The following is a 22075-nucleotide window of genomic DNA, read 5'->3' on the forward strand; positions in this document are numbered from 1 at the left end:
ACGGCCGGCCCGCCCGGGGGAGCCATCCCCTCCCCGGGCCCGTACCGACCCCATTCAGGGAATCCTGATGAGAGCCCTCCGCAGCCGGGCGCCCGGTGTGCGCACCCCCGTCGCCCTGGCCCTTCCCGCCCTGCTCGCCGTCGCGTTCCTGCTGGTGCCGCTGATCGGCGTCCTGGCCCGCACCCCCTGGGCCGGCCTCGGGGCCCATCTGACCGATCCGGACGTCACCCGGGCGCTCAGACTGTCCCTGCTGGTCTCCTCCTGGGCGCTGGGGCTGTCCCTGCTGCTCGGGGTGCCGCTGGCCTGGCTGCTGGCCCGGGTCGACTTCCCCGGCAAGGCCCTCGTCCGCTCCCTGGTCCTGCTGCCGATGGTGCTGCCGCCCACCGTCGGAGGCGTGGCCCTCCTCCTCGGCTTCGGCCGACGGGGACTGCTGGGCCCCTGGCTGGAGGGCACCTTCGGCATCACCCTGCCCTTCCACACGTCGGGCGCGGTGGTCGCGGCGACCTTCGTCGCGATGCCGTTCCTCGTCATCAGCCTCGAAGGGGCCCTGGCCGGCCTGCGCCCCGCGTACGAGGAGACCGCGGCCTCCCTCGGGGCCCCGCCGGTCCGGGTGTTCCGCACCGTCACCCTCCCGATGGTCGCCCCCGGCCTCGCCGCCGGGGCCGCCCTCACCTGGGCGCGCGCACTCGGCGAGTTCGGGGCGACCATCACCTTCGCGGGAAACCTGCCGGGCACCACGCAGACGCTGCCCCTCCAGGTCTATCTGCTGCTCCAGGAGTCCCCGGAGGCCGCCACCTCCGTCTCGCTGCTGCTGCTCGCCATCGCCATGGCCGTACTCGTCGCGCTGCGCGGGCGGTGGACCGGAACGCCGCGCGACCGCTCGCGCGCCCCCGGCCCCGTCCCGGACGACCCGAAGGACCCGGCCGCGACGCACCTCCCGGCCGGCCGGGAGGTGCCGCCCCCCGCCCGGCGGGAGCCCTGCCCGCTGCACGCCGAGGTGACCGGCTTCAACCGGCTGACCCTCGACGCCCCGCCCGGCACCACGATCGCGGTCGTCGGCCCCAACGGCGCGGGCAAGACGACCCTGCTGCGCGCCCTGCTCGGCCTGACCCCACGTGCCGTCGCCCGGCTGCGCCTCGGCGACACCGACGTCACCGGACTGCCCCCGCACCGCCGCCAGGTCGCCTGGGTGCCGCAGGACGGCGCGCTCTTCCCGCACCTGAGCGCGCTGACGAACACGGCGTACGGGCTCCGGGCCCGCGGCGTCCCCCGGGCCGAGGCCCGGCGCGAGGCGCAGCGGTGGCTCGACCGGCTGGGCGTCGGCCACCTCGCCCACCGCAGACCCGCCCAGCTCTCCGGCGGCCAGGCCCAGCGCGTGGCCCTGGCCAGGGCGCTCGCCGCCCGCCCCCGGCTGCTGCTGCTCGACGAACCCCTCGCGGCCCTCGACCAGACCACCCGTGCCCACGTCCGGCACACCCTGCGCACCCACCTTGCCGGGTTCGGCGGCGTCTGCCTGATCGTCACCCACGACCCCGTCGAAGCGGCGTCGCTGGCCGACCGGGTGCTCGTGCTCGACGAGGGCCGCACCCTCCAGTACGCGACCCCGGCCGAGGTGACCCGGCATCCGCGCTCGCCGTGGGTCGCCCGGATGCTCGGCCGCAACGCCTGGCCGGGCACCGCCGCCGGCGACGGCACCCTCGCCCTCGCGGACGGCGGCCGGCTGGTCGCCGCGGACGAGCCCGCCGGGGGGACGGCCGTCCTCGCGGTCATCGCGCCGGAAGCGGTCGCGGTGCACCGCGAGCGGCCGGCCGGGAGCCCGCGCAACGTCTGGCCCGGCACCGTCCGCGAACTCACCGCCGTGGGCAGCCGGATCAGGGTGGCCCTCGCCCTCGACGAGGCACCGGACCTGGTCGCCGAGATCACCCCCGAGGCGGCGGCCGAGCTGGGCCTCGGAGAGGGAACGGCCGTGTGGACGAGCGTCAAGGCGACCGAGGTCACCGTCGTCACCCGGTGAACGGACCGCTCCCGATCCGGGCCGGACGCGTGCGTCCGGAAAAACACGGGACCGGAAATTCGATTCCCGCCCACCGGCCCGTGCGGCAAAAGGGTGGAGAGGAGACCGGGAGGGCAGGAAAAGAGCCGCTTTCCCCTGTGGAGCGCCCCTGACCTGGGGCTGGGAGGGGGGTGGCTTCACATTTCCTTTATCTCCATAGGGGTTCCCGATCGCCGTCGACCGGCGTTTTACTTTGTCGATTTCCCGGGCGCGTGCAACGTTTGACCGGCCAGGTCGAATCAATGCGCACACACGTCGGGACAGGGGAATTCATCGTGCAGACCGCCAGGGCCGTCCCGGCATCCACCGTCCTCAACCTGCGCGACCTGGGCGGCATCGCCCTGGACGGGGGCCGGCGGGTCCGGCCGGGGGTCGTGCTGCGCTCCGGGCAGCTCAGTGGGCTCGACGCGGCGCAGGACTCGGAGGTGGCCGCGCTCGGCATCCGTACCGTCGTCGACCTGCGGACCGCCGACGAGCGCTCCGTGGCACCGGACCGGCTGCCTCCCGGGGCGCGGCTGTTCGTCGCCGACGTGCTCGGGGACAACCCGGGCGTGGCCCCCGCCCGGCTGCGCGCGCTGCTCACCGACCCCGCCGAGGCGCAGCGGCTGCTGGGGGGCGGGAAGGCGGAGGAGATGTTCGCCGGGACCTACCGGCAGATGGTCCTCTCACCGGGTGCCGCGGCCGCCCACCGGGCCTTCGTCGAGACGGTCGCCGACGACCGGGCCCGTCCGGTGCTCTTCCACTGCACGGCGGGCAAGGACCGGACCGGCTGGGCCGCCGCGCTCCTGCTGATGATGCTCGGTGCGTCGCGCGAGGCGGTCCGGGCCGAGTTCCTCGCGGTGAACCCGGTGGTGCGGGCCGCCTTCGCCCCCTACGTGCGGGACTTCCTCGACGCGGGCGGCGACCCGGAGATCGCGGCCGCGATCAGCGAGGTCCGGCCCCGGTACCTCGACACGGCGCTGGACGCCATGGACGAGCGGTGGGGCGGGCTGGAGGGCTATGTGCGCGACGGCCTGCGGATTCCCCGGGCCGCGCTGGAGCGGCTGCTCGGCGGACTCGTGGTGCCCGCCTGAGCCGGACGTCCCGGCGTCCTCCCCGGGCGCGCCGCCGGGCCCGCCCTTCGCGGGATGGCGGGAGAAGATGCCGCCCTCCCGGGTTGACTTGATACCCCTAGGGGGTATCTTGTGGTGTGTCGGGGGGCGCGGCCTCCCGACCCACCCGAGGAGGAAACCGTCATGAACAACGCCCTGAGGATCACCGCCTTCGCCGCCGCGCTCGCCGCGACCTTCGGAACCGCGTACGGCGTGGGCAGGAGCGTCGACCCGCTGGTGGCGGCCGAGGACCGCCCCGCGCAGCACGGCGGCCACGGCGGGGGAGAGGAGGCGGGCGAGGGGAAGGAGAAGCCGAAGGCCGCGGCGGACCACGCGGCCGGCGGCCTGGGGATCTCCGACGGCGGGTACACGCTGGCGCTGGAGAACCCGGTGGTCCGCGCCGGGGCCCGCAGCGAGATCCGGTTCACCGTCAAGGACGACAGCGGGCGCAAGGTCACCGCCTACCGGCGCGAGCACGGCAAGGAACTGCACTTCATCCTCGCGTCGAGCGACCTCACCCAGTACCGGCACCTGCACCCCGTCCGCGCGGCCGACGGCACCTGGTCGACCTCCGTCGAACTGCCCGAGGCCGGTGGCTACCGGGCGTTCGCCGACTTCACTCCCGCCGTCGCGGGGGCCGAGAACCTCACCCTGGGCGCGGACCTGGCCGTCTCCGGCGCGTACCGCCCCGCCCCGCTGCCCACCCCGCGCGCCACCGCCGAGGCCGACGGGTACGACGTCGCGCTCGACGGCGGCCTCCGGGCCGGCCGGTCGGGCGAACTGAAGCTGACCATCAGCCGCAACGGCCGCCCCGTCACCGACCTCCAGCGCTACCTCGGCGCGTACGGGCACCTGGTCGCCCTGCGCTCGGGCGACCTGGCCTACCTCCACGTCCACCCGAACGAGGGGGGCCCGGGCCCCGAGGTGTCCTTCACCGCCACGGCGCCCAGCGCGGGCACGTACCGCCTCTTCCTCGACTTCCGGCACGAGGGCAAGGTGCGCACGGCCGCCTTCACCGTCCGGGTGCCGGAGTCCGCCGAGAAGGGCGGCGACCACCAGGAGAGCACGAGCGGGAGCAAGGGAAAGAGCGAGAACGAGGGCGCCGCCGGCCACGCCCACTGACCCGGCCGCCCCGGCCGCGTACCGGCCCCGGGTATCGTGAGGGCACGGATTCGAAACTCCGGAAGGGGCGTACGTTGACCGAGCGCAAACCCGCGAACCTCAGCTTCGAATCATGGGTCGACAAGCAGATCCGGGAGTCCGAACAGCGCGGGGACATCTCGCAGTTGCCGGGTTTCGGCAAGCCGCTCGACAGCGTCGAGGCCCCCTACGACGAGAACTGGTGGATCAAGCGGAAGATGCACCGCGAAGGGGTGTCGGTGCTCCCGCCGGCGCTGGCCCTGCGCAAGGAGGCCGAGGAGGTGTCCGCGGCCGTTCCCGGAACGCGCACGGAGGCCGAGGTGCGGCGCATGCTCACCGAGGTCAACGAGAAGATCCGGGCAGCCGTCAGACGTCCGCCGCCGGGACCGCTGCTGAACCTCCGGCCGTTCGACGTCGAAGCCGTGGTCGAGGAGTGGCGCGCCGGGCGCGACTCCGCGTGAGGTACCGCCGGGCGACGGCCGCCCGGCCCCCTCGCCCGGATGGGTGATACTCGGCCCATGGCAACGAGCACCACGCGTCCGGGCGCCGCGCCGCGCCGGGCGGCCGCGTACGTCAGGCGGGCGACCGCCCGGGACGCGAAGCGACTCACCCGACTGGTCAGGACCTCCCGCGCCTACGAGGGGCACTACGCCCCGATGGTCGCCGGCTACCGGGTGGGCCCCGACTACATCGAGGCCCACCGGGTCTTCGCGGCCGTCGAGAGCGGCACCGACCGGCTGCTCGGCTTCTACTCGCTCGTCCTCTCGCCGCCGGAACTCGACCTCATGTTCGTCGCCGACGACGTGCAGGGGCTCGGCATCGGACGGCTCCTCGTCGGCCATCTGCGCGGCGAGGCCGGGCGCGCCGGGCTGAGCGGCGTCCGCGTCGTCTCGCACCCGCCCGCCGAGGGCTTCTACCGGAGCATGGGCGCCCTGCGCACCGGGACATCGATGGCCCGCCCGCCCGCGGTGATGTGGGACCGGCCCGAGCTGCTGCTGCCGGTCGGGGCTCCGGGGGAGGAAACCGGCCCGGAGCGCGGCGAGGGTCCGCGCGCGGGGTGACCCCGGCGTCGTGCCGCGGGCCGCGGGCCGGGCAGCGGTGCCCGTGCCCGCACCCGCCGCCGGGTCTACGGTGAGGGAGGAGGGGGCACAGCCGGTATTGGACGGAGGCTCCGGTGACCCCGACAGCAGAGCCCTCCGGCGACCGGGGCCGCCACGAGACCCCCGAGGAACGCGCGGACCGGCGGTGGACAGACCTGCTCCAGGAGCTGCGGGTGGCCCAGACGGGCGTCCAGATCCTGTTCGGCTTCCTGCTCGCCGTGGTCTTCCAGTCGCGCTTCGCCGAACTCTCGGACACCGACCGCAACATCTACGTGGTCACCGTGATGCTGGGATCGGCCACCGCAGCTGCCCTGATCGGCCCCGTCTCGTACCACCGGCTGCTCACCGGGCGGCGGCTCAAGCCGCAGACGGTCGTCTGGGCGTCCCGGATGACCGTGCTCGGGCTCGTCCTGCTGTTCTGCACCATGTGCTCCACCCTGCTGCTCATCCTGCGGGTGGCCCTGCACAACTCCCTCGCCCTGTGGCTGGTGGGCGGTATGGCGGTGTGGTTCCTGGCCTGCTGGTTCGCGTTCCCGGTGCGGGCCCTGGCCCGTTCCTCGCCGCCCGAGGGGGAGGAAGACCCCGGGCCGGAATGATTCCGGCCCGGGGGGGGCGGTCTCCGTGCGGGGTGCGGCGCGGTGGCCGATCCGGTCAGCGGGGGTCCGCCACGGCGAGTTCCGGGACGTCGGTGACCGTGAAGAGGGCCCCGTCCGGGTCCAGCAGGGTCGCCTCGCCGCCCCGGCCCAGCGGCCGCCGCCCGACCAGGGCGCCGCCGTTCTCCCGCGCGGCATCGACCGTGGCCGCCACGTCGGCGACCGGGAAGTACACCTGCCAGTGCGGGCGGACCGTCGGATCGGGCGCCGCCTCCACCGCGCCCGAGCCGATCCGGGCGAGCCGTCGGCCGCGGCACTCGACGACGACCTCGTCCTTCTCGTACGAGACCTCGCAGCACCCCGGGCGCCCGCTCGCCCAGCCGAGCACCTCCCCGTAGAAGATCGCGGCGTCGAAGGCGTTCCTGGTGTGCAGCCGGAGCCAGGCGTGCGAGTGGTCGTCCGGCGCTGGCGGCGAGGTCGCGGGCCCGGTCCGCTCCCAGACGCCGAACACCGCGCCGTCGCGGTCCGCCGCCAGGACCCCGCGCCCCTTGCCGAGCGCCAGCGGCCCCACCGCGACCGTGCCGCTGCGTTCCCGGATGCGCGAGGCGGCCGCGTTCGCGTCGGGGACGGCGAAGTAGGGCGTCCAGGCCACGGCCACCCGGTAGGCGGTCGCCGTCGCGCCGATCCCGGCGACCGGCACGTCGCCGCGGCGCGCGACCGAGAACTCCTGCCCCAGCCTGCCCGGCCGGAAGGACCATCCCAGTACGGCGCCGTAGAACGCCTGCGCCGCCCCCAGGTCGCGGGTCATGAGGTTGACCCAGCAGGGCGCCGCCGATCCGGTCAGCGGCGCCGGCATCGGCGTGCGCCCCGGGGAGCCGTCGTGAGGGAGCCCGGGGTTCATTCGCGGCGTTCGTCGCCGTTGCGGCGCAGGGGCTCGTTCCCGTGGTCCCCGAGCTCGTAGGGGGAAAGGCCCCTGCCGTTGGGCGGGAAGCTGTCGTCGCCGTGCACGTCCTGTGCCTCGACGTGGCTCCGGTGGTCCGGCCGCGGCGGCTGTTCATCGGGGGTGGGGGGTGGCAGCTCCTGGTCCCGACGCCGCTTGCCCAGCCAGAAGCCGCCGATCAGCATGGCCACCAGGGCCACTCCGACCACGCCCATCACCGCTCCGGCCGCGCCCCGGCCGTCGGCGAGGACGAGGGCCGCCGCATTCAGGTCCATGTGCGATACGTCCATGTGTGATCCGTCCATATGTGCCGGATACCCCGAGGCGAATCCCGCACGCGACAAACACCCTGAATTCATATTTTAAGTGGATGCAGGGCGAAAAGCGTTTCGCTCGGAGAGTACGGGCGGCCGCCGGGGTGGTGCGGGACGAGGGCGGCGGACTCGCCCGACCGGCGGATTCCGGAGAGCCGAAGGGGCCGCGGCGGCGTCCTCGTGTCGCTGTCGCACCGCCGCGGAGCGAGGCTGGAGACAGTCCCCGAATCGTCGGAGGGGCCGGGGCGGAATGACGGGCGCCGGATCTGCCCGGCCGGTGGGCCGGCCCGGGCGCGGGAATCTGCGGCGCCGCACCGACCGGAAGGAACCGCGGTGAACACGATCAAGGAGAAGCAGACGACGGCGAGCGGATACGGCCAGGAGGTGTCGGTCGTCATCAGCGGGTGCGGGAAGGGCGACGCGCGGATGGTCTTCGACGTGCTGCGGGCGGCGTTCACCACCGACCGGGCCTCGGTCGACGTCCCGCAGGACCTCGCGGGCAGCCGCCCCACCGCATGGGCGGTGACCGTCGACGTCACCGAGGCCAGGGTGGTCTCGGGGGCGGTCGCGCTCGACGCGCCCGTGAGCGTCGACGTGCAGGGCGGCTACTGGGCGGTCGAACAGCTCAGGCGGAGCCTGGCGCACGCCTTCGACGTCCAGGTCGTCGGCACCGTCTCCGGCGACCAGGAGGAAGAGGTGCGCCTGCGCCTGCGGAGCCGGTCGGGCGACCGTCCGGAGGGCCACGGCCCGGGTACGGAGCAATGAGCCGGGAAGGCGCTCCCCGTCTGGTAGAAAACGGAGCATCCATGAGGAAACACCCGGAAGTCACCCCGAAAGGTGCGAGTGAGTGGACCCCTCCCACGGACGGGACGACGAAGCCCGGCAGCGGACGGCGACCGCCGACCGCTCCACCCTGACGCTGCGGATCAACGGAACCGAGCGGACCCTCACGCTCGACCACCGCACCACGGTCCTGGACGCCCTGCGCGAGCACCTCGGGCTGACCGGGGCCAAGAAGGGCTGCGACCACGGCCAGTGCGGGGCGTGCACCGTCCTCGTCGAGGGCCGTCGCGCCAACAGCTGCCTGCTGCTGGCCGTCGCCCACGACGGTGCCGCCGTCACCACCGTCGAGGGCCTCGCCGACGGCGACCGGCTCCACCCGCTCCAGGCGGCGTTCCTGGAACGCGACGCCCTCCAGTGCGGCTACTGCACCCCCGGCCAGCTCTGCTCGGCCGTCGGCATGCTCGGCGAGGCGGCGGAGGGCTTCCCCTCCCACGCCACCGCGCGCACCGCCCCCGTCGCCACCCCGGCCGCCCTCGACGCCGCGGAGATCCGTGAACGGATGAGCGGCAACCTGTGCCGCTGCGGCGCCTACCCCCGCATCGTCGAGGCGATCGAGGACGTGACGCCGTGAAGCCCTTCGCCTACCTCCGCGCCCGGTCCGCCGAGGAGGCCGTCCGCGAGCACGCCGCCCACCCGGGCGCCGGTTTCCTCGCCGGTGGCACCAACCTCGTCGACCTGATGAAACTCGGCGTCGAGACCCCCGCCCTGCTCATCGACGTCGGCCGGCTGCCACTGGACCGGGTCACCGACACCGACGACGGCGGACTGCGCATCGGCGCCACCGTGCGCAACAGCGACCTGGCCGCCCATCCCGCGGTGCGCACCCGCTACCCCGCCCTGTCGCAGGCGCTGCTGTCCGGCGCCTCCGGGCAGCTCCGCAACACCGCCACCACCGGCGGCAACCTGCTCCAGCGCACCCGCTGCCCCTACTTCCAGGACACCTCCAAACCCTGCAACAAACGGGAACCCGGCACCGGCTGCCCCGCCCGCGAGGGGGCCCACCGCGATCTCGCCGTGCTCGGCCACTCCGAGCACTGCGTCGCCACCCACCCGTCCGACATGGCCGTCGCCCTGTCCGCCCTCGACGCCACCGTCCGCCTGCACGGACCGGACGGCGAACGGACCGTGCCCGCCACCGGCTTCCACCGGCTGCCGGGCGACACCCCGTACCGCGACACCGAGGCCCGGCCGGGCGAACTCGTCACCGAGGTGCTCCTGCCCCCGCCCCCGGACGGCACGGCCTCCCTCTACCGCAAGGCCCGCGACCGGGCCTCCTTCGCCTTCGCCCTCGCGTCGGTGGCCGCCGTGCTGAGCGTCCACCGCGGCCGGATCGGGCACGCGGCACTGGCCTTCGGCGGTCTCGCCCACCGCCCCTGGCGCGCACACGCCGCGGAAGCGGTGCTCCGGGGCGCCCCGGCCGCCCCGGAGACCTTCGAACGGGCCGTGGACGCCGAACTCGCCGCGGCCCGGCCGCTGCGCGACAACGCGTTCAAGGTGGGACTCGCCCGCGCCCTCGCCGTGGACGCGCTGGCCGAACTCGCCGCCGACAGCTGAACCACCGCACCACACCGGCCGACCCGCAGAGGTGAGGATCCCGTCATGAACCAGACCCCGTCACCGCTGGGCACCCCCGTCGTCCGCCGCGAGGGCCGGGACAAGGTCACGGGCGCCGCCCGGTACTCCGCCGAGCACACCCCGCCCGGGTGCCTGTACGGGCGCCCCGTCCCCGCCACGATCGTCCGCGGCCGGGTCACCGCCGTCCACGCGGACGAAGCACTGGCCCTGCCCGGCGTACACGCCGTGCTCACCCACGACAACGCCCCGCGGACCGAGGAACCCGACGACCCCGCCCTCGCCGTCCTCCGCGACGACCTGGTCCCGCACCGGGGCTGGTACGTCGCGCTCGTGGTGGCCGACACCCCCGAAGCCGCCCGGGCCGGGGCCGGGGCGCTGCGGATCACGTACGAGACCGTCGGCCACGACGTCGTCCTGACCGAGGACCACCCCGGTTCGTACGTCCCCGACACGGTCAATGGCGGCTACCCCGCCGTCCGCGAACGCGGCCACACCGACCGGGCCCTCCGCGCGGCCCCCGTGCAGATCGATGCCACGTACACCATCGGCCCCCTGCACAACCACCCCATGGAGCCGCACGCCACGACGGCGTGGTGGGACGAGGACGGACACCTGACCGTCCACGACTCCAGCCAGGGCTCCACGACGGTGCGCGACACCCTCGCCGCCGTGTTCGGGCTGAAACCGCAGCAGGTCACCGCGGTCTCCGAACACGTCGGCGGCGGCTTCGGCTCCAAGGGCACCCCGCGCCCGCAGGCCGTCCTCGCCGCCATGGCCGCCCGCCACACCGGCCGCCCGGTCAAGATCGCCCTGCCCCGCCGCCAGATGGCCGCCGCGGTCGGCCACCGGGCTCCCACCGTGCAGCGCGTCCGGCTCGGCGCCGGACTCGACGGCATCCTCACCGCGGCCGACCACGAGGTCCTCACCCACACCTCCACCATCAAGGAGTTCGTGGAACAGGCCGCCGTACCGGCCCGGGTCATGTACGGGTCCCCGGCCGGCCGCACCGTCCACCGGGTGGCCGCCCTGGACGTGCCGAGCCCCTCCTGGATGCGCGCGCCGGGCGAGGCCCCCGGCATGTACGCGCTCGAATCCGCCATGGACGAACTCGCCTCCGCCCTCGGGATGGACCCCGTCGAACTGCGCGTCCGCAACGACCCGGCGCACGAACCCGACTCCGGCCTGCCGTTCAGCAGCCGCGGCCTCACCGCCTGCCTGGAGGCGGGCGCCGCACGCTTCGGCTGGTACGACCGCGACCCGCGCCCCGCGATCCGCGAGGAGGGGCCGCTGCTCGTCGGCACGGGCGTCGCCGCCGCCACCTACCCCGTGTACATCGCCCCCTGCGGCGCCTCGGTCCACGCGGCCCCCGACGGCTCGTACCACGTCCGGGTCAACGCCACCGACATCGGCACCGGCGCCCGCACGGTGCTCGCGCAGATCGCGGCCGACGTGCTGGACGCCCCCCTGGACGACGTCCGGATCGACATCGGCAGCAGCGATCTGTCCGACGCCCCGGTGGCCGGCGGCTCCGCGGGGACCGCCTCCTGGGGCTGGGCCGTGCACAAGGCGGCCACCCTCCTGCTGCGGCGACTGGACGAGCACTCCGGCCCGCTCCCCGCGCAGGGCCTCACGGCCACCGCCGACACCCGGCAGGAGACCGCCGAGAACTCCCCGTACGCACGGCACGCCTTCGGGGCGCACTTCGCCGAGGTCGCCGTCGACTCCCGCACCGGGGAGGCGCGGCTGCGCCGGATGCTCGGCGTCTTCGCCGCCGGACGCATCCTCAACCCCCGGACCGCACGCTCCCAGTTCATCGGCGGCATGACCATGGGGATCGGCATGGCCCTGACCGAGGGCAGCGCCATCGACCCCGTCTTCGGGGACTTCACCGAGAACGACCTCGCCTCCTACCACGTACCGGTCAGCGCCGACGTGCCGGAGATCGAGGCGCACTGGATCGACGAGGACGACCCGCACCTCAACCCGATGGGCAGCAAGGGCATCGGCGAGATCGGCATCGTCGGCGCCGCCGCGGCCGTCGGCAACGCGGTCCGGCACGCCACCGGCATCCGGCTGCGCGACCTCCCGCTCACCCCGGACAAGCTGCTGCCCTACCTGGTGTGAACGCGCCGGGCGGGACCGGCGGGCACCTCCTCGTGTTGCGCGCCGGGCCCCGCCGGGCCACGCTGTCAGTGACCCAGAAGAGACATCCGCTCACTCTTCGTGTTCGGGGGTCGTTGGTTCAACGGGGCGAAGCCAGTGGGCCTCGATGTGAGGAGCCTCGACGATGACCGTTCCACTCGACCGGCACTATCTGGTCGAACTCCAGGTTTCCGCAGAGCGTGTGTCCCAGCTGCGGCGAATAATCGCCGCGCACCTGCGCCACTGGCGTCTCGAACTCCATGTCCGGCCGGTGTGCCGCGGCGTGGAGGAACTGCTGACCAACGTCCACCGCCACGTCGGTGACGACAACAACTGCGTCGTCGAACTCCGGTGGTCCGGGCGGCACCTGACGGTCTCCGTCGCCGACAACGGCTCCGGAATGCCGCGGCTGCTCAGCACCGGGGGCGGCGGACTGAGCCGGATCATGGCCCTGAGCGACAGCTGGGGCACCTGCCGCACCGACGAGGGCAAAGTCGTCTGGTTCACCCGGTACGCGAAGGAGCCGAACGGCATCGACCTGGTGCCGCTGTCGCCACCGCCCGGAGTGCGCGAATTCCGTCGCCCGCCCGTCGCGGCCGTCGACGTCCCCGGTTCCGCGACCGCCCGGGAGCCCGACGCCGCCCTCGTCTGAGACGGCCGCCGCCCCTGGTGGAGCGCCCCCTTCCGGCGCGGACGGCGCGCACCCCGCACGCCCCGTCCGCGCCCGCCGGGCACCCGCCCGCCGGGCCCGCGTTGCGGCGCGGCGCGGGGCACGGCACGGTCGAAGGACCCAGGCAAGGAGGACCCAGCCATGCCCATCGCGACGGTCAACCCCGCGAACGGCGAGACCCTCAGAACGTTCGACGCGCTGGGGGAGGCGGAGATCGAACGCCGGATCGCGGCCGCCGACACCGCGTTCAGGCAGTACCGGACCACCGGATTCGCCGAACGGGCCCGGCTGATGGAGCAGGCCGCCGAACTGCTCGACGAGGACCAGCAGGACATCGCGCGCACGATGACCACCGAGATGGGCAAGCCCATCACCGCGGCCCGCGCGGAGGCCGCCAAGTGCGCCAAGGCGATGCGCTGGTACGCGGCGCACGCGGAGGAACTCCTCGCGGACGAGCACCCCTCCCCGGACGACGTGCGGGACTCCGGCGCCTCCCGGGCCCACGTCCACTACCGGCCGCTCGGCGCCGTCCTCGCCGTGATGCCGTGGAACTTCCCGCTGTGGCAGGTCGTGCGGTTCGCCGCCCCCGCACTGATGGCCGGGAACGTCGGCCTGCTCAAGCACGCCTCCAACGTCCCGCAGACCGCGATGTACCTGGAGGGCCTGTTCCGCCGGGCGGGATTCCCCGAGGGCTGCTTCCAGACCCTCCTCGTGGGGTCCGCCGCGGTCGAGTCGGTCCTGCGCGACCCCCGGGTCGCCGCCGCCACCCTCACCGGCAGCGAACCGGCCGGCCGCTCGGTCGCCTCGATCGCCGGTGACGCGGTGAAGCGGACCGTCCTGGAACTGGGCGGCAGCGACCCGTACCTCGTCATGCCGTCCGCGGACGTCGTCCGGGCCGCCCGCACCGCGGTGACCGCCCGGGCGCAGAACAACGGACAGTCCTGCATCGCCGCCAAGCGCTTCCTCGTGCACGCGGACGTGTACGAGGAGTTCGCCGAACGGTTCACCGTCGGCATGCGCGACCTGAAGGTCGGCGACCCGCTCCACGAATCCACCGACATCGGCCCCCTGGCCAGCCGACAGGGCCGCGCCGACCTGGAGGAACTGGTGGACGACGCGGTACGGCAGGGCGCGGACGTGCTGTGCGGCGGCGGCCGGCCCGAACGCCTGGACCCGGAACTGAGGGGCGGCTGGTTCTACGCCCCCACGGTTCTCACCGGCATCACCCCCGCCATGCGCATCCACCACGAGGAGACCTTCGGCCCGGTCGCCACGCTCTACCGCGTCGAGGGGCTCGACGAGGCCGTGGAACTCGCCAACGACACCCCCTTCGGCCTCAGCTCCAACGTATGGACCAGGGACCCGGAGGAGGCCCGCCGCTGCGTGCGCGACCTGCAGGCGGGCGGCGTCTTCTTCAACGGCATGACGGCCTCCCACCCCGCGCTGCCCTTCGGTGGCGTCAAGCACTCCGGCTACGGGCGGGAACTCGCCGGGCACGGCATCCGCGAATTCTGCAACGCCACCACGGTCTGGTACGGCCCCGACCCCGTCGGTACCACGCTCCGGGAGCCCTCATGAGCGACGAGGTGGGCCCGGCCCACATACCCGGCCCGTCCGACGAGGAGATCGCGGCACTCGACGCGCACTGGCGGGCCGCCAACTACCTGGCCGTCGGCCAGATCTACCTGATGGACAACCCGCTCCTCACCCGGCCGCTGGCCCGGGAGCACATCAAACCGCGACTGCTCGGCCACTGGGGCACCTCGCCCGGACTGAACCTGGTCCACACCCACCTCAACCGCGCCGTCAAGTCCCGCGGCCTGCACTGCCTCTGCGTCTGGGGCCCCGGCCACGGCGGACCCGCCGTCCTGGCCAACTCCTGGCTGGAGGGCAGCTATTCGCAGACGTACCCCGACGTCGGGCGGGACGCCGAAGGCATGCGGCGGCTGTTCCGGCAGTTCTCCTTCCCCGGCGGCGTGCCCAGCCACGTGGCACCGGAGACGCCCGGCTCCATCCACGAGGGCGGCGAACTCGGCTACGCCCTCACCCACGCCTACGGCGCCGCCCTCGACCACCCGGACCTGCTCGTCGCCTGCGTCGTCGGCGACGGCGAGGCCGAGACCGGGCCGCTCGCCGCCTCCTGGCACTCCAACAAGTTCCTCGACCCGGTGCACGACGGGGCGGTCCTCCCGATCCTCCACCTCAACGGCTACAAGATCGCCAACCCGGCCCTGCTCGCCCGCCTCCCGGAGACCGAACTCGACGCGCTGCTGCGCGGCTACGGGCACGACCCCCTGTACGTCGGCGGCGACGAACCGCTCAGCGTCCACCGGGCGATGGCCGCCGCGACGGACCGGGCCGTCGACCGCATCCGGGAGATCCAGGCCGCCGCCCGCGAGGGCGGCGACACCCGGCGCCCGCACTGGCCGATGATCGTGCTGCGCACCCCCAAGGGCTGGACCGGCCCGGCCGAGGTCGACGGGGTGCCCGTCGAAGGCACCTGGCGCGCCCACCAGGTCCCGCTCTCCGGGGTCCGGGACGACCCGGACCACCTGCGGCAACTGGAGGAGTGGCTGCGCTCCTACCGGCCCGAGGAACTCTTCGACGCTTCCGGGCGGCCCCGCCCCCAGGTGCTCGACTGCGTGCCCGAGGGCGACGCCCGGCTCGGCTCGACCCCGTACGCCAACGGCGGCCTGCTGCTGCGCGAACTGCCCCTGCCGCCACTGGACGACCACGCCGTCGAGGTCCGGGCCCCGGGCGCCGCGCTCCACGAACCGACCCGGGTGCTCGGCGGTCTGCTGGAGGCCGTCATGGCCGCCACCGCCGAGCGCCGCGACTTCCGGGTCGTCGGCCCCGACGAAACCGCCTCGAACCGGCTCGGCGCCCTCTACGGGGCCACCGCCAAGAACTGGCAGGAACGCATCCTGCCCACCGACGAGAACCTCTCCCACGACGGCCGCGTCATGGAGGTGCTCTCCGAGCACCTGTGCCAGGGCTGGCTGGAGGGCTACCTCCTCACCGGCCGGCACGGCCTCTTCTCCTGCTACGAGGCGTTCGCCCACATCGTCGACTCGATGGTCAACCAGCACATCAAATGGCTCAAGGCGTCCCGCGCGCTGGCCTGGCGCCGCCCCGTCGCCTCGCTCAACTACCTGCTCACCTCCCACGTCTGGCGGCAGGACCACAACGGCTTCTCCCACCAGGACCCGGGCTTCGTCGACCACGTCCTCAACAAGAGCCCCGAAGTCGTGCGGGTCTACCTGCCCCCGGACGCCAACACACTGCTCGCGGTCGCCGACCACGCGCTGCGCAGCCGCGACCACGTCAACGTGATCGTGGCCGGCAAGCAACCGTCCTTCGACTGGCTCACGATGGACCGGGCCCGCGCGCACTGCGCCCGCGGCGCCGGGGTGTGGGAGTGGGCCGGGACGGAGGACGGCAGTCGCGAACCCGACGTGGTGCTCGCCTGTGCCGGGGACGTGCCCACGCTGGAGACCCTGGCCGCGGCGGACCTGCTGCGCCGTCATCTGCCGGAGCTGGCCGTACGGGTGGTCAACGTCGTCGACATGGCGCGGCTGATGCCCCGCGAGCAGCACCCGCACGGCATGCCGGACGCCGAGTACGACGCCCTGTTCACCCGGAACGCCCCGGTGATCTTCGCCTACCACGGCTACCCGTGGCTGATCCACCGGCTCGCCTACCGCCGCGCGGGCCACGCCGGCCTGCACGTGCGGGGCTACAAGGAGGAGGGCACCACCACCACGCCCTTCGACATGGTGGTCCGCAACGACCTGGACCGCTACCGGCTGGTCATGGACGTCATCGACCGGGTGCCCGGCCTCGGGGTCCGCGCCGCGGCCGTGCGCCAGGCGATGGCGGACGTCCGCACCCGCCACCACGCCTGGATCCGGGAACACGGTACGGACCTGCCCGAGGTGGCCGACTGGACCTGGGGCGGCTGACCCCGTCCCGGTCCCGCGCGAAAGGCGCTCAGCGGCCGACCGCCCGGGCCAGCTCGGCCTTGGTCATGGTCGACCGCCCGTGGACTTTCTTGCGCCGCGCTTCCTCGTAGAGCTGGTCGCGGGTGGGGCCTTCGGCCCTGTCGTGCCGTACGGACGACGGGTCCGCGGCGGACGCGCGGCGCGCGGTCCTCGCCGGACCGGGGCGGAAGTGGTCCCCGCCCGCGGTGCGGGCCGCGATCCCCTCGGCCCGCTCCTCGCCGACCCCGTGCTCCTGCGCACTCTCCTTGATGTGCTCGTACTGCCGATGCCGTCCGGCGCCGGATCCATGCGACATGGTGCGGTCACCCCTCTCCCCGGCGCCCGCCCCGGGGCTGGGCACGGGGTCCGGCCGGGACTCTTTCCAGTGTCCCAGCGGCCGAGGGGGCCCGCACGCCTGCCGCGCACCGCGCCGGGTGGCGCCGGGACGCTGTGCGGCGCCCCGGCGCGATACCGGCTACCAGATGGACTCGACCCACTCGGGGTGGTCGATGAACGGGTTCCGGTTGTGCTGGTACTGGTTGAATATGACGTCGTTGCGACGCTTCTCGAAGCTGTCCGGCGGGTCCTGCTGGCTCCACGCCTTCAGTACCGACAGCCGGCCGATGTTCGGGGCGGAGCCGTTGGAGACCCGGTCGTTGGGCTCCAGGTCGGGGAAGCCGTCGGTGCCCTCGTAGCGGACGGCCATGTAGAGGATCATGCGGGCCACATCGCCCTTGACCGCGTTGCGCGGCTCGAAGGAGTCGCTGTCGGTGTAGTTGCCCGGGGCGCCGCTGACCGCGCTGCCGCCCTTGTCGAAGTCCTTGTTGCCGCGGATCGAGTTGACGGTGACGTCCTCCGGGCGCAGGTGGTGGATGTCGGTGCCGGGACCGGTGGCGGTGCCGAAGTCGCCGTGGGACTTGGCCCAGACGTGCTCACGGTTCCAGTTCCCGACCGAGCCGCCGTTGGCGTTCTTGGAGATGGAGCGGCCGGTGTAGAGCTCGATCACGTTCGAGCTGTTGGAGGGGTCCTGGTCGGTGTCCTTGAGGGCTTCCCAGACCTGGCTGTAGGAGATCTTGGTCTGGTCGCTGATGATCTGGTTCAGCGCGCTCTTCAGCTGGGACCCGCTCTTGCCGAGCGCGTCCTGGTAGTACGTGTCGTCGAGTACCCGGAGCGGGGTCGTGGCGGTCGGCGCGTCCTGGGTCGTGGCGGCCGGTGCGGCGGCCGCGGTGCCGCCGAGCACCGCGAAGGCGGCGAGGGAGGCCAGCAGCATGCGCCGGTGGCGAGGGTGACGACGGGACATGTGGGGTGTCCTCTCCGGAAATACGTGCGCCGCGACACCACCACGAGGTGGGGGTGGGGCCGCGGCGATCGTGTGCTACGTGGTAAGCGGGAGCGTGCCACACGCACCGTGACCATGGTGTGAACGCTCCGTACCTATCATGTGCAGGTCAAGTGAGGATCCGGCCTCCGTGTCGGAAAAGGGTGCATGGGTCTCGGATGCGGCGCGTCGGGCGCGGAGTGAGAATGTCCGAAAGGGACGAGGAGGCGGCATGAGCGACGAGCCCGAATCCGTATCCGCAACGCGGGGAGTGACCCCCGACAGCCTCTTGCACACGGGTGGCAGCGATCATCCGTCGGCGGAGGATCTGGTGCTCGCCTCCGGGCGGGACCTCACTCCGGAGAACCTCCAGTGGGCGGAGCGCAGGCTCGCCCGGGAGGGCCGGTCGGCGATCGACAAGGCGCTGCCGTAGCGGGCGCGTCCGCCCGGCGGCCGGGCCGCGGGGAGTGTTGTGGGCGCTCCCCGCGGCTCGGCTAGCCTGGGTGCACAATGAACCGTTTGACGACGTCAGGGGCCGGGTACGACCTGGCCCGCTTCCCCGAGAACCCGCGCGACCCGTTCCGCGCCTGGGATGCCGCCGACGAGTACCTGCTGCGGCGGCTGGAGGGGGAGGACGGGGCAGGACCCGTCGACCTGTCCGGCACCGTGGTCGTGGTGGGCGACCGCTGGGGCGCCCTGAGCACCGTACTGGCCGGGCACCGGCCCGTGCAGATCACCGACTCCTACCTGGCGCGGCGCGCCACCCTGGCGAACCTGGCCCGCAACGGCGCGGACGCGGACGCCGTACGTCTGCTGTCGGCCAGGGACGCGCCGCCGGACCGCGTCGACGTCCTGCTGGTGCGCGTACCGAAGAGCCTCGCGCTCCTGGAGGACCAGCTGCACCGGCTCGCGCCGGCCGTCCACGCGGGCACCGTCGTCATCGGCGCCGGCATGGTCCGCGAGATCCACACCTCCACGCTCGAACTCTTCGAGCGGATCATCGGCCCGACCCGCACCTCCCTCGCGGTGCGGAAGGCCCGGCTCATCCTCTGTACCCCCGACCCCGGCCTGGCCCGGACCCCCAGCCCCTGGCCCCGCCGCTACGAACTGCCCGAAGACGTCGGCCCGGTCTCCGGCCGGACCGTCGTCAACCACGCGGGCATCTTCTGCGCCGACCGCCTCGACATCGGCACCCGCTTCTTCCTCGGCCACCTCCCCGTGCGCAGCGGCCCCGACCGGGTCGTCGACCTCGGCTGCGGGAACGGCGTCCTCGGCCTCGCCGCGGCCCTCGCCAACCCCGAGGCGTCGGTCACCTTCATCGACGAGTCGTACCAGGCGGTCGCCTCCGCCGAGGAGACCTTCCGGGCCAACACCGGCCCGGAAGCCGAGGCCGAGTTCAGGGTCGGCGACGGACTGGCGGACGTACCACCCGCCAGCGTGGACCTGGTGCTCAACAACCCGCCGTTCCACTCCCACCAGGCCACCACCGACGCGACGGCCCGCACCATGTTCCACGGCGCCCGCGCCGCGCTGCGGCCCGGCGGCGAACTCTGGGTCGTCGGCAACCGGCACCTCGGCTACCACACCCAACTCCGCCGCGTCTTCGGCAACTGCGCCACGGTCGCGGGCAACCCGAAGTTCGTCGTCCTGCGCGCCGTCAAGCGCTGACCCGCACGAGGGGCACCGGCCCGCCGCGGACCCCGGTCACCGGGGACCGGACGCCGACCTGCACGAGGGGCACCGGCCCTTCCGGATTCCTGCAACACGTTCTACTGTGTGCGCCGCCGCACACGGGCGACGCGAACGCGAGACTCCTGGAGGGGCCGTGCACCTCGAATACACGCCTGAACAGCAGCAGTTGCGCGCCGAACTGCGTACCTACTTCGCCGGCCTGGTGCCCGGCGACGCCCACGCGCGCCACGCCGCCCCCGAGGAACAGAAGCGCTTCTACCGGGAGACGATCCGCCGTCTCGGCGCCGACGGGTGGCTCGGCGTCGGCTGGCCCACGGAGTACGGCGGACGGGGCCTGTCCGCGATGGAGCAGTTCATCTTCTTCGACGAGGCGGCCCAGGCGGGCGTACCGCTGCCGCTGATGGCCCTCAACACCGTGGGGCCGACGATCATGCGGTACGGCACCGACGAGCAGAAGGCGTACTTCCTGCCGAAAATCCTCAGCGGCGAGATCGATTTCGCCATCGGCTACAGCGAGCCGGAGGCGGGAACCGACCTCGCCGCCCTCAGGACCCGGGCCGTGCGCGACGGCGACGACTACGTCGTCAACGGCCAGAAGATCTGGACGACCAACGGCGACACCGCCGACTGGGTCTGGCTCGCCGTCCGCACCGATCCGGACGCGCCGCCGCACAAGGGCATCACCATGCTGCTCGTCCCGACCACCGACCCCGGCTACTCCTGCACCCTGATCAACACCCTCGCCTCGCACGACACCACCGCCAGCCACTACGAGAACGTCCGGGTCCCCGTCACCCACCGCGTCGGCGAGGAGAACCGGGGCTGGCGGCTCATCACCAACCAGCTCAACCACGAACGCGTCACCCTCGCCGCCCACGGCACCATGGCCATCCGCGCCCTCCACGACGTCCAGCGCTGGGCGGTGGACACCCGCCTCGCCGACGGCCGCCGCGTCGTCGACCTCGGCTGGGTCCGCACCCTGCTGGCCCGCACCCACGCCCGGCTCGACGCCATGAAACTGCTCAACTGGCGCATGGTCTCCGCGGTCCAGGAAGGAACCCTCACCCCGCAGGACGCCTCCGCCGTCAAGGTCTACGGCTCCGAGGCCCGCCGCGACGCCTACGCCTGGCTCATGGAGATCGTCGGCTCGGCGGCCCCCCTCAAGGAGGGCTCGGCGGGCGCCGTGCTGCACGGCGAACTCGAACGCGGATACCGATCCGCCGTCATCTTCACCTTCGGCGGCGGCAACAACGAGATCCAACGGGAGATCATCTCGTGGATCGGCCTGGGGATGCCGCGGGTACGGCGCTGAGCGGGTGTGACGAGGCCCCGGGAGCGTGACACGACGTGGCGGGCGCCCCGGGCCCGCTCCGGGGGCACCGGCTCAGGGGCGGTAGACGAGTTCCAGCAGGATGGCCGCGATGAGGAGCCAGGCTCCGGTGCCGAGCAGCCACATGTTGTCGGCCACCACTCCGGAACCGCTGACGAGGACGGCGCCGACGGCGAGCGTCACCGAGAGCCGTCGGACCTGGTGATCGACGGGTGTCCGCCCGCCGGATGGGCTCATGGGACGACTGTAGGACGGGGCGGCGGCCTCCGGGCGGCCCCCGGCGGAGTCTTCACGCGGTCCTGACGCCGCGTGCGCCGCCAAGAACGGTGCGCCCACGGCGTACCCGCCCGGGGGACCGGGACCTGGACCGGACGGGTGGGGCATCGGCCGGAATACCCCTGTGGGGTGGCCGGTTGCACCAGGACATGCAACGCGAACATGAGCTGCTCGACGGCATCCACCCCCTGCTGGCCGGACGGTTCAGCCCCTACCGGTTCGACCCGTCGGCCACTGTGGACGACCACTCCCTGAGGCTGTTGCTGGAAGCCGCGCGGTGGGCGCCGTCCGCCGGGAACTCCCAGCCCTGGGGCTTCTTCCCCAGCCGTCCCGGCGAGCCGGAGCACGAACGGGTGGTCCGCCACCTCGCGCCCAGCTCGGCCCGGTGGGCGACGGACGCCGGTCTGCTCGTGGTCACATCGGCGCGCCGCCACGTGGACGACACGGAACTGCTCTACTCCGAGTTCGCGGACTACGACCTCGGCCAGGCCATCGCCCACATGACCGTCCAGGCCGAGTCGATGGGACTGGCCTCCCACCAGTTCCGGGCCTTCGACCTGGAGGGCCTCACCGAGGAACTGCGCCCCAACCCGGGATGGGCGATCATCTCCATGATCGCGTTGGGAAAGGCGGCCGGGGAGCCGCCGGAGAACCGCGACCGGCGCAGCGTCGCCGACCTGCTCTCCGCCCCCTGGTCGAGCCGCCCCCTGGCCGCGGTGAGCACGCTGCCGCACCCGGGCGGGCCGGCCGGGGCCCGTACACCCGCTCCCTGACCCGCCGCGCGGGGAGGGCCGAACAGCCCGTGCCGGTGGAGCCGCGGGGTGCCAGGGTGGGGAGTGTCGTCCTCGGGGACACAAGGGCCCCGATGGCCCCAAGGAGGAGCCATGAACAGCGAGACCCCTGCCCGGCCCGAGCTCGCCGACGTCGTCGTGGGGATCGACGGATCGCCTTCCGCGCGGGCGGCCGCGCTCTGGGCCGCCGCGGAGGCGGACCGGCGCTTTCGGCCCCTGCATCTCGT

22 protein-coding genes are annotated in these 22075 nt (G+C 73.6%); 17 read left to right on the top strand and 5 right to left on the bottom strand.

All coding sequences use genetic code 11. The annotated features are described in order from the left end of the window. The first annotated feature begins 67 nt into the window (after positions 1-67). From ACFYW1_RS24550 to ACFYW1_RS24575, 6 genes are all read left to right on the top strand, one after another. Positions 68-2014: an ABC transporter permease gene (locus ACFYW1_RS24550; protein WP_388997020.1), complete on the top strand. Its 1947-nt coding sequence runs from the start codon at positions 68-70 to the stop codon at positions 2012-2014. Positions 2015-2328: 314 nt separating this feature from the next. Continuing rightward, on the top strand, positions 2329-3126 hold the full coding sequence (locus ACFYW1_RS24555) for a tyrosine-protein phosphatase (RefSeq protein WP_388997023.1): 798 nt from the start codon (positions 2329-2331) through the stop codon (positions 3124-3126). A 162-nt stretch (positions 3127-3288) separates the two neighbouring features. After that, positions 3289-4266 carry a hypothetical protein gene (locus ACFYW1_RS24560; RefSeq protein ID WP_388997026.1) on the top strand — a complete coding sequence of 326 codons (978 nt, stop codon included), beginning with the start codon at positions 3289-3291 and terminating at the stop codon, positions 4264-4266. Between the two features lie 74 nt (positions 4267-4340). Then, entirely contained in the window at positions 4341-4745 is a 405-nt protein-coding gene (locus ACFYW1_RS24565; protein WP_388997029.1) for a DUF1992 domain-containing protein, read from the top strand. Between the two features lie 57 nt (positions 4746-4802). Beyond that, a complete protein-coding gene (locus tag ACFYW1_RS24570; protein WP_388997032.1) occupies positions 4803-5345 on the top strand; it encodes a GNAT family N-acetyltransferase in 543 nt (180 codons plus the stop codon). Between the two features lie 113 nt (positions 5346-5458). Continuing rightward, the gene (locus ACFYW1_RS24575; RefSeq protein WP_388997035.1) at positions 5459-5980 is read left to right on the top strand and encodes a DUF6328 family protein; all 522 of its coding nucleotides are present in this window, start codon (positions 5459-5461) and stop codon (positions 5978-5980) included. A 55-nt stretch (positions 5981-6035) separates the two neighbouring features. Here the strand turns inward: ACFYW1_RS24575 and ACFYW1_RS24580 are convergent, their stop codons facing one another. Both ACFYW1_RS24580 and ACFYW1_RS24585 read right to left on the bottom strand, forming a co-directional pair. Then, positions 6036-6833 carry a VOC family protein gene (locus tag ACFYW1_RS24580; protein ID WP_388997038.1) on the bottom strand — a complete coding sequence of 266 codons (798 nt, stop codon included), beginning with the start codon at positions 6831-6833 and terminating at the stop codon, positions 6036-6038. 41 nt (positions 6834-6874) lie between these two features. Then, positions 6875-7207: a DUF6479 family protein gene (locus ACFYW1_RS24585; protein ID WP_388997041.1), complete on the bottom strand. Its 333-nt coding sequence runs from the start codon at positions 7205-7207 to the stop codon at positions 6875-6877. 357 nt (positions 7208-7564) lie between these two features. On the opposite strand from ACFYW1_RS24585, the gene ACFYW1_RS24590 reads away from it, so the two are divergent. The 7 genes from ACFYW1_RS24590 to ACFYW1_RS24620 all read left to right on the top strand — a co-directional run bounded on the left by ACFYW1_RS24590 (position 7565) and on the right by ACFYW1_RS24620 (position 16423). After that, positions 7565-7996, top strand: coding sequence for a hypothetical protein (locus ACFYW1_RS24590; protein ID WP_388997044.1), 432 nt, complete (start codon positions 7565-7567; stop codon positions 7994-7996). 82 nt (positions 7997-8078) lie between these two features. Beyond that, positions 8079-8645 (top strand): 2Fe-2S iron-sulfur cluster-binding protein, encoded by a 567-nt coding sequence (locus ACFYW1_RS24595; protein ID WP_388997047.1) that lies wholly within the window; start codon positions 8079-8081, stop codon positions 8643-8645. Beyond that, the gene (locus tag ACFYW1_RS24600; RefSeq protein ID WP_388997050.1) at positions 8642-9628 is read left to right on the top strand and encodes an FAD binding domain-containing protein; all 987 of its coding nucleotides are present in this window, start codon (positions 8642-8644) and stop codon (positions 9626-9628) included. Before ACFYW1_RS24595 ends, ACFYW1_RS24600 begins: the two co-directional genes overlap by 4 nt. A 45-nt stretch (positions 9629-9673) precedes the next feature. Further along, a complete protein-coding gene (locus ACFYW1_RS24605) occupies positions 9674-11773 on the top strand; it encodes a xanthine dehydrogenase family protein molybdopterin-binding subunit (RefSeq protein ID WP_388997053.1) in 2100 nt (699 codons plus the stop codon). Positions 11774-11936: 163 nt separating this feature from the next. Beyond that, entirely contained in the window at positions 11937-12443 is a 507-nt protein-coding gene (locus ACFYW1_RS24610; RefSeq protein ID WP_388997056.1) for an ATP-binding protein, read from the top strand. A 159-nt stretch (positions 12444-12602) separates the two neighbouring features. Beyond that, on the top strand, positions 12603-14039 hold the full coding sequence (locus ACFYW1_RS24615) for an NADP-dependent succinic semialdehyde dehydrogenase (RefSeq protein ID WP_388997059.1): 1437 nt from the start codon (positions 12603-12605) through the stop codon (positions 14037-14039). Then, positions 14036-16423, top strand: a complete 2388-nt coding sequence (locus ACFYW1_RS24620) for a phosphoketolase (RefSeq protein WP_388997062.1) — start codon at positions 14036-14038, stop codon at positions 16421-16423. Before ACFYW1_RS24615 ends, ACFYW1_RS24620 begins: the two co-directional genes overlap by 4 nt. Before the next feature lie 28 nt (positions 16424-16451). Here the strand turns inward: ACFYW1_RS24620 and ACFYW1_RS24625 are convergent, their stop codons facing one another. Both ACFYW1_RS24625 and ACFYW1_RS24630 read right to left on the bottom strand, forming a co-directional pair. After that, on the bottom strand, positions 16452-16757 hold the full coding sequence (locus ACFYW1_RS24625; RefSeq protein WP_388997065.1) for a plasmid stabilization protein: 306 nt from the start codon (positions 16755-16757) through the stop codon (positions 16452-16454). 159 nt (positions 16758-16916) lie between these two features. Next, a complete protein-coding gene (locus ACFYW1_RS24630; protein ID WP_388997068.1) occupies positions 16917-17741 on the bottom strand; it encodes an endonuclease I family protein in 825 nt (274 codons plus the stop codon). 250 nt (positions 17742-17991) lie between these two features. Between ACFYW1_RS24630 and ACFYW1_RS24635 the strand changes: the two genes are divergently transcribed. From ACFYW1_RS24635 to ACFYW1_RS24645, 3 genes are all read left to right on the top strand, one after another. Then, positions 17992-18192 carry a hypothetical protein gene (locus ACFYW1_RS24635; RefSeq protein ID WP_148836055.1) on the top strand — a complete coding sequence of 67 codons (201 nt, stop codon included), beginning with the start codon at positions 17992-17994 and terminating at the stop codon, positions 18190-18192. A 77-nt stretch (positions 18193-18269) separates the two neighbouring features. Continuing rightward, positions 18270-19427: a methyltransferase gene (locus ACFYW1_RS24640; protein ID WP_388997071.1), complete on the top strand. Its 1158-nt coding sequence runs from the start codon at positions 18270-18272 to the stop codon at positions 19425-19427. A 157-nt stretch (positions 19428-19584) separates the two neighbouring features. Then, on the top strand, positions 19585-20763 hold the full coding sequence (locus ACFYW1_RS24645) for an acyl-CoA dehydrogenase family protein (protein ID WP_388997074.1): 1179 nt from the start codon (positions 19585-19587) through the stop codon (positions 20761-20763). Positions 20764-20835: 72 nt separating this feature from the next. Here the strand turns inward: ACFYW1_RS24645 and ACFYW1_RS24650 are convergent, their stop codons facing one another. Next, a complete protein-coding gene (locus tag ACFYW1_RS24650; protein WP_388997077.1) occupies positions 20836-21018 on the bottom strand; it encodes a hypothetical protein in 183 nt (60 codons plus the stop codon). 188 nt (positions 21019-21206) lie between these two features. On the opposite strand from ACFYW1_RS24650, the gene ACFYW1_RS24655 reads away from it, so the two are divergent. Then, positions 21207-21830, top strand: a complete 624-nt coding sequence (locus tag ACFYW1_RS24655) for a nitroreductase family protein (protein WP_388997080.1) — start codon at positions 21207-21209, stop codon at positions 21828-21830. Positions 21831-22075: the final 245 nt, after the last annotated feature.

It is taken from the genome of Streptomyces sp. NPDC002669, from assembly GCF_042889165.1.
GTDB lineage: Bacteria > Actinomycetota > Actinomycetes > Streptomycetales > Streptomycetaceae > Streptomyces.

Excerpts from the sequence above, each read along its gene's own strand:
- ACFYW1_RS24550 (WP_388997020.1), top strand. The coding sequence starts at position 68 with ATGAGAGCCCTCCGCAGCCGGGCGCCCGGTGTGCGCACCCCCGTCGCC.
- ACFYW1_RS24560 (WP_388997026.1), top strand. The coding sequence starts at position 3,289 with ATGAACAACGCCCTGAGGATCACCGCCTTCGCCGCCGCGCTCGCCGCG.
- ACFYW1_RS24570 (WP_388997032.1), top strand. The coding sequence starts at position 4,803 with ATGGCAACGAGCACCACGCGTCCGGGCGCCGCGCCGCGCCGGGCGGCC.
- ACFYW1_RS24580 (WP_388997038.1), bottom strand. The coding sequence starts at position 6,833 with ATGCCGGCGCCGCTGACCGGATCGGCGGCGCCCTGCTGGGTCAACCTC.
- ACFYW1_RS24585 (WP_388997041.1), bottom strand. The coding sequence starts at position 7,207 with ATGGACGTATCGCACATGGACCTGAATGCGGCGGCCCTCGTCCTCGCC.
- ACFYW1_RS24605 (WP_388997053.1), top strand. The coding sequence starts at position 9,674 with ATGAACCAGACCCCGTCACCGCTGGGCACCCCCGTCGTCCGCCGCGAG.
- ACFYW1_RS24610 (WP_388997056.1), top strand. The coding sequence starts at position 11,937 with ATGACCGTTCCACTCGACCGGCACTATCTGGTCGAACTCCAGGTTTCC.
- ACFYW1_RS24615 (WP_388997059.1), top strand. The coding sequence starts at position 12,603 with ATGCCCATCGCGACGGTCAACCCCGCGAACGGCGAGACCCTCAGAACG.
- ACFYW1_RS24620 (WP_388997062.1), top strand. The coding sequence starts at position 14,036 with ATGAGCGACGAGGTGGGCCCGGCCCACATACCCGGCCCGTCCGACGAG.
- ACFYW1_RS24625 (WP_388997065.1), bottom strand. The coding sequence starts at position 16,757 with ATGTCGCATGGATCCGGCGCCGGACGGCATCGGCAGTACGAGCACATC.
- ACFYW1_RS24630 (WP_388997068.1), bottom strand. The coding sequence starts at position 17,741 with ATGTCCCGTCGTCACCCTCGCCACCGGCGCATGCTGCTGGCCTCCCTC.
- ACFYW1_RS24635 (WP_148836055.1), top strand. The coding sequence starts at position 17,992 with ATGAGCGACGAGCCCGAATCCGTATCCGCAACGCGGGGAGTGACCCCC.
- ACFYW1_RS24640 (WP_388997071.1), top strand. The coding sequence starts at position 18,270 with ATGAACCGTTTGACGACGTCAGGGGCCGGGTACGACCTGGCCCGCTTC.
- ACFYW1_RS24650 (WP_388997077.1), bottom strand. The coding sequence starts at position 21,018 with ATGAGCCCATCCGGCGGGCGGACACCCGTCGATCACCAGGTCCGACGG.
- ACFYW1_RS24655 (WP_388997080.1), top strand. The coding sequence starts at position 21,207 with ATGCAACGCGAACATGAGCTGCTCGACGGCATCCACCCCCTGCTGGCC.